The 7,456-nt window shown below is 42.9% G+C and carries 1 protein-coding gene; it reads right to left on the bottom strand.

Annotated elements, in window-relative coordinates:
• The coding region (locus ACZBKJ_RS09535; protein WP_463200856.1) for a two-partner secretion domain-containing protein at positions 1 to 7,412 on the bottom strand (7,412 nt) is incomplete at its 3' end.
• Positions 7,413 to 7,456: the final 44 nt, after the last annotated feature.

Below are 7,456 nucleotides of genomic sequence, written 5' to 3' on the forward strand. Positions count from 1 at the left end.
CCATCTAAGGTAAAATTACCTGCGATGTCATTATGCGTGGTACCAGCTACCTTGACGGTGGTGTTGGTGTGAGTTGTGGCGGTTTCTGTGCTGCTGCCTTTACCAAGATTGGCATGAGCGGTAAAGCCTGCGCTGCCTTGCGTGTTTGTTTGTGACAGATTGGCAGAAGCATAGACACCAACACCAGCACTTTTACTATCATGGCTGCTGCTTGTGTTACTATGCTCACTGGATGCTTGATAGATAACATCTCCTGCGACCTTTTGGTATAGGTTGTTGCCAACGTTGATATGGCTGCCTGTAATGACTAAATCACTGTCAGTGCCTTTGCCTTGGATATCAAAGATAAGATTGCCATCGGTGTTGATGGTGGAAGCTTGATTGCTTTGATGGCTGCTGGTGCTTTGGTTTTTATTAGTGGAAGTGCCTAAAGTTGCTTGAGCACGGATAGAACCTAGACTACCTTGTTTTATTTGATCAAGCAGGTTCTTAGTTTTGGCAGCGGCTGCTAATACACCCATGGCTTTTAAGCGTGTGGATTGGCTTTCTTGAGTGGCATCAATAAGACCATCAATGCTTTTGGTGCTATCAACCATAGAGCTTGACACACTGGCAGTAATTCCTGAGGTTTTTTGATAAAAGGCGTTATGGTTGTTGTTTGTATTGGTTGCACCGCTGATATGTGCTTCTTGGGCTTTAATCAATACATTGCCTGCATCAGGATTGTTGATGGTCTTGGTATTATCTGCAGCATAAATATCACTGGCAATTTGCTTATATTGATCACCCGCCTCAATGATGACGTTGCCACCCAGTGCTGCTAACTGGTTGCCTGTATGGGTGGTTTTTTGATGGTTGTCATCTGTTTTGGTGGTTTGCTTACCTAAGGTGACGGCGGTAGCAGAGGAGGCAAACATGCCTGATTTTTTGGTATGGGTATGAGTTTGGCTATCTTGGCTATTGATGGCAGCATCCAAAACAACATCCCCTTTGGCTTTTAGATGAATGTGTGTATCAGAGGCAATGTTGCTTGCAGTTAGCTGCAAGTTTTTACCGGCAGTTAGGGTGATTTGTTCTGCTTGTATGGTGTTGGTCAGAGCTTTGTCTTCATCAGCGTGATGCTGATGATTGGTTGTTTTTTTGCTAATCAAGCCTTTATCAGTAAACTGTGTGGCTGTTTGTAATTGATCGGTCTGTCTACCCTCTTCAAATCTAATATCACCTGTCGCACTCATCCGCACCTTACTTGCTTGACTGCTGATATTGACAGCTTTGCCAGTGATGGCAGCATCTTGACCAGTGGTAACCAGCACAACATCACCTTGACCACTGACTGCTGAGCCAATGTCTTTACTTTGGCTGTGTTTAAAGTAGTTGTTGTTATCTGCGATGGCGTTGATGCTGCTAGATTCTTTGATGGCATCAAGGCGAATGCCTTTACTGGCACTGATGAGGGTGTTGCCACCTTGGTTTTGGCTGTTGGCACCTGTATAGATCACATAGTTGCCGGCTTTGATGGATAAGGTGGTTGGTGTTTTACCATCTTTACCTGTGGCTTTGGCACCATCACCCACACTAATTTGTGCCAACTGACGGATATGGGTACTGCTGGCACTAGATTGTCCTAGTTTTTGGGACTGGTGGCTGGTTTGACTTTGATTAATGATGTCATGACCAGCTGTTAGTGCGGCAGCATGGTCTGCGTGAATGCGGTGCTGATTAATCAGATCTTGATTGACATCAATGGCAACAAACTTAGCGTTGATATTGCCTTTGTTAATAGCATTATTTGCTTGGATAGATAGGGCATCTGTGGCAGTGATATTGCCGCCATTATCCAGATTACCTGTTAAGTGCATGTTGATGTTTTTAGCCCCAATACTGCTGTATCTGCCATCAGGTTGTAGTCTGGCAGTGGCTGTGTTGGCAGAGCGTAAGTAGAGTTTAGGCACCAAAGCCTCTTGGGTATGGGTGATTAAATTGCCCTCTTTATCTTTTTTGGTGTAAGTGATGGGCTGTTTAACAAGCCACACCATGTCTGTGGTTAAATTTGCCATTTGCTTGGCACTTAGGGCAACACCTAGGCTGAGTTGATATTGCTTGGCAAAGGTGATGCCCTGATCCATCAAGGTTTTAAAGGCTTGTTCTTGGCTTTGATAATCGCTGAGTAAATGCCTACCTGTCAGCAATTGGTATTGGTCTTGTAGCTGTTTTTGTTCATAGTAGCCATCCCCAAGACGCTTTTCGATGTGATTGGCATCAATATCCAACTTAGTAAGCATATACTCAGAGCTTAGCCAGTTTTTATGATTAGTAAAAGCAGGGTCGGTTTGGATGATGGGCAGATTTGGATGGTTGGCGTTGATGGTGTATAAGGCAGAATTGGGAATGCTTAAACCATCTGGTGTTGCATGAACCACAGTAGGAGTTTTGCCACCAATTTTTTGTGGCAGTTTATTGATTAAGGCAGCAAGCAGTGCTTTGTCCACCGTTTGCCCCAATGCTTTGGTAGCAAGCAGTGATGACAGCTGCTTTTGGGCATCAGTAGATAACGCAGATTGATTGGTTTTTAAAGCCTCCAAAGCTGCATCAATGTCACTGTCTGCCAAAGCCACTTGATTGATGGTGGGCTTTGATGGTGTGGTGGTGATAGTGGCGTTTAGGATGGATAGCTCATAAGTCTCTAATGGCGCAAATGTTTGGGTATAAGGGCCTGAACCAATATCTATTCGCTTATGGCGTCTGCCAGCTGCTGAGGATACCACCGTACGACTCACAAAGTTGCCATTTTCTGCCGTTTTGATGGTTTGACCAATTAAGCCGCCATCGGGCGTTTGTACAACTTTATCCCCAGTCATTGCAAAACCAGCGCCTGCATTCATCTGGCTTTTATCATTGATGAGTTGGTTACCGTAAGTGATAAGATCTTGACCGGCAACCATACGGGCAGGGTCTGACCAACGTGTGTGATCTTTATAGACAACCAAATCCACAGTAATCTCATCAATCTCTTCGCCAACACGATGATGATTGCCATGAGCATCCTTGATATATAATGCGCCCGTTGGTGCGCCTTTTTTGCTGGTTGGTCCTAAAAAGGCTTCATGGGAGCCATATACACGAGATGGATTTTCCCTATTGCGATAAAATATTTGTCGGTCTTGGCGATCGATGACTTGTGCCACTTTTTCAAAGTGTGCATTCTCGTTTTTTAATACTTTAGTGTCTATGAGCATCTGCCCGCCCGACTGGGTGGTGGCACCACGATTCACTATCTTTTGAGCCTTGCCAATGGCATGGTAGTTGTCATTCAAGCCACCGCCGATATGCAAACTTCCTAGACTTGTGATTAAGGCTTGACCAAGAAAGTCTTGATTAAACTTAGCGTGTCTGTCAGGATTTGGATGGTTGTTTAAATAATTAACACCAATGTCAAGGCGCTGCCTGGCAGCGATGACGGGGGCGGTATTTGTCGCATCTGTGTCGTGTATCTTAGCTGGAGTGTTGTTTAACGTGTCTGCAGCAATGGCAAGGTGTGTGCCATAAATGCGTCCGCCTGCTTGGTTGTTAATCGCATTCTTCGCCTTGATATAAGTAGCATTGCCATTGATTAAACCTTGGTTATTTAAGTACGATTGGCTGTCCAGATGGGTTAGATTGGCTGCATTGATGGTGGCATCTTTACTATTTGTGATGCTCTTTGCGTTTAAACTTAGCGCTTGATTGGCGCTTAATTCCCCTTGATTGGTAAAGCTGCCTTGGGTGTTGAAATTAAGATTGTCTGCAATCAGTTTGTCTTGCTTGGCATGTGTATAATCATCAATTTGATGGACAGTCAACGCTTTGGCATAAATGCTGCCACCATTTTGTAGTGCCTTGCCGTCTAAATTGAAAGTTTTGGCGGTGATGTTACCTTGTTGGTTGCTGAATATGCCGTTGGTATTATTAATAACAATGCCATTTGTAGCACTGCTTGTGGCATGCTGATGCGCAATATCAGCCTTTGAGATATAACTGATATTGGCAGCTTGATTGGTGGAGCCTGATAAGTCCAATTGCGCTGCATCCACTGACAAATGATTGACCGCCGCCAGTTGACCATGATGAGTAATGCCAGATTGACTGCTCAGTATGACATCGCCACCTGCAAACACCGAACTTGTTTGGGTGTTTTCTATGCCTAAGACTCCCTTCATGACCACATTGGTTTGAGAGGTGATGTTGCCTGCATGATGTATCTTATCAGCTTGAATGCCTAAAGTTTGACTGCTAATATTACCTGTATTTTGTAGCTTTGATGCGGTCATCAGTAAATTGCCTGCTGCGGCGATGGTGGCGGCTTTTTGTACTGTGTTTGTGTTATTTAGCTCACCTGTCAAATTAATACGGTTTTGGTTTTTGTCATCTGTGGCAAGCAAAATTCCTTGATGGTTATTTAACTGCTTGGCGCTGATGGTAAAATCACCTGCTTGAATCAAACCTTGATGATTATTGATGTCATTTGTTAGTGTTAAGCTTTGATGGTGGCTGGTCAATAGTTTGCCATCACTGTTATCAAGCTGCTTGGCGGTTGTGGTAAGCGTGTTTGCTTGAATGATGCCTTGATGATTACTAATGACGTTCTTAACATTTAAAGTGTGATCACCTGTTGATAATATACTGCCTTGAGTGTTATTCACATCTGCTGCTGTCATACCAAGAATTGCACCTGTGTGCTTAATATGACCTTGATGATTATTGAGTGTGCTAGTATGAATATTAAAATTTTGGGCATTGGCAGTAATACTGCCTTGGCGGTTATCCAGACCATTTTTTAACGTTAAGCTAAAATCGTCTTGACTGCTTTGGTTAATACTACCCTGATGATTATTCAGTTTTTCTGTGTGAATGTTGATATTGCTTGCTGACAGCATACCTTGGGTGTTGTTAAGCAAATCTGGCGTCACCATGTTTAGTACATCGGTTGCTGCAACCTTTGCATGCTGCGTGCTGGTCGTGCTTTTGCTGTCAAGCGTGATATTTTTAGCTTGGCTTTGACTGTCAGTTAGTGTTAACACATTGCCACCAAGTTGCAGATGATTGGTGGCGACATGGACGCCGGAGCTGCTTAACTCTTTGGTAGCATGAATGGTCAAGTTTGCTGGTGTTGTTAGCAAAGCACCATCTGCTTTCATACCAGCAATCACGCTGCCTGTATTACTGATGGTATCACTAAGAATATCAACATCACCAGCACTTGCGATAATCCCTGTTTTGTTATTGACTAAATGTTTTGAGGCGGCAAGTGTGGTCTTTGCAGCATAAAGCTGACCGCTGTTACTTAGGTTTTGAGTATTAGCAGTCAAGACTTTGGCACTTTGGATAGAACCGTCCGTGTTGTTTAATGTTGTGCCAATGGTTAATGTAGCATCGCCTTGGGCTGATATGTTACCTTGAGTGTTATTTAATGTGTCTGTCGCCATTATTGATAACGTATCTGAGGCGGTGATACTGCCCTGACTGTTTTGAATGTTTTGTGCCAAAATGATGGCATCACCCTGAGCACTTTGAATCACCCCCTGATGATTGTCCACATCACCCTCTGTGGATAACTCAAGCTTGCCATTACCAGCAAGAATGCCTTGTTGGTTGATGATGCTGTTTTGAGCGGCAATCATGATGTCCTGTTTACTGGTGAGTGTGCCTTGTGTGTTATCAAAATGAGTCAGATGCCAATTGATGTTGTTGACAGCAAGTTTACTGTTGGTATTACTAAGAGTTTTGGTGGATAAGCTTTGGACATCTATGGATGATTGATTTTGATTAATGCTTGTATCAGCTGCAATATCAATACCACCTGCAGCCGCAATCAGTGCGTTTTTATCTTGATTGGTGAGCGTTTGAGTAGTAATAGATCCATTGGCGACCGGTGCGGCAATGGGTGTAGATGGCTGTGCACCACTTGTATTACTTGAACTGTTTGTATGATTTGCTTTGGCGTTGATAACACCACCACTGGCTTGTGCTGTACTTGGTGGGTCAGCCATGTCTACTGTGGTTTTATGATACAAACTTTGCCCAATGACCGCTTGGTTGGTGTTAGTAAGCGTATCACTTTTGATGGCAAGCTGACCTTTGCCTGTTTGAATCAGTTTGCCTGCATTATTCAGGGAGTTGGTCGCAATGTCAAATGCTCCACCATAAATATCACCTTGGTTGTTGATGTGATGGCTTGCAGTAATTTGATTGACCTGGTTACTAAAAATAGTACCTGAATTATTTAGGTGATTGGTAGTTAAAGCAATATTGCCACTTTCACTGCTGATGGTGCCTAAATTCTCAAGTGTAGAAGTATTAATTTGCAGTTTATCTTTACCAGCAATGGTGCCTGTATTGATCAGATTACCCTTGATATCCAAGCTAAGCGGGCTAGCACCATCATTGCCTGTACTTAAAATGATTCCTGCGTTATTTACCCCCAAACCCTGATTGGTGCCTATTAAACGAATACTGCCAGCATACATGCCCCCTAAGGCTGAAATGTCTAAGGCAACCCCTTGTGCTGTGTTATTAGCGGTTTGATTGGTCTGTGATGAACTCGCTTGTTTACTGGTAGCAGATAATTGATTGAGTTTACCATCTTGAATATTTATAAGGTTTTCACCTGTAATCACATCAAGCTGTTTGCCCGCATAGATTTCATCATTGAGCTGCATACTTTTAGCAATTAAGGCAGTGTAATCGGTATGCCCAGCATTGAGTTTGCCAGAGGTAACAATGGTGCCTGTACCCACATGATAAGTTGATGGTTTACCATCAAGAATTTGGGCAGTTCCCGAAACCAAATGGACATTAGCTGCATTGATAAAGCCTGCTCCATTAATTTGCAAACCATTTGGATTGGCAATGATGACATCTGCTTTTTGTCCTGCTACTTCTACAAAGCCATTAAGTATACTGGCTTTGTTTGAATTCACTTGATTTAAGATGGCAGTAGCTTCACCACGCGCCATAAAAGGATTGGCATCTACAAAGCCTGCTAGTTGAGTGGCAACCGCCTTACGGTTATTATTTAAAATAACACCTTGACTACCTACATCAAACTGACTGTAATGGTTATTAGATAATCCTTTGTCATTAGGTGTTTGGATATTTACCGATACCATACCACTAGCAGTTGGCACAATCATTGGTTGTAGATGTTTATTAGCAGATGAGTCAGCAACAACCGTTGTGGCAGTTGTATTTGGGTTGGCATGACAGATGTTGATAATACCAAGACTTAGTAATATCAATGCAAAGGTAAGTTTTAATTTGCCATAATATCCATTTTTCAACAAGTTTTGTTGTGAATCCGTTAAAACAACATTATTTTGACTACCTCCTTGTGAATTTGTTTTACTATGTGAATGAGTTTTTTCAGAAACAACCACAAGTCTTGCTAAGGTTTTATTGAAAATGACTCGATAGCAATGGC

The sequence above is a fragment of the Moraxella sp. I5G genome (assembly GCF_055193055.1).